Consider the following 295-nt stretch of genomic DNA (forward strand, 5'->3'; position numbering starts at 1 on the left):
CACCTCATACCCACGCGCAACCGGCATCGGACAACACCTTCCTTCAGGCGTTGCTTCGACCGATGGACTCCGCCCAGCACATTGAGCGGATATCCCCTGAAATGCCCAACGACAGGCGGGGTCGGGAGGAAGCGGTGGGCAGGACGCGGTGGGCAGGAAGCGGTGGGCAGGACGCGGTGGGCAGGAAGCGGTGGGCAGGAAGCGGTGGGCAGGAAGCGGTGGGCAGGACGCGGTGGGCAGGAAGCGGTGGGCAGGAAGCGGTGGGCAGGAAGCGGTGGGCAGGAAGCGGTGGGCA

The organism is Kribbella sp. NPDC058245 (assembly GCF_042882005.1).
Classification (GTDB): domain Bacteria; phylum Actinomycetota; class Actinomycetes; order Propionibacteriales; family Kribbellaceae; genus Kribbella.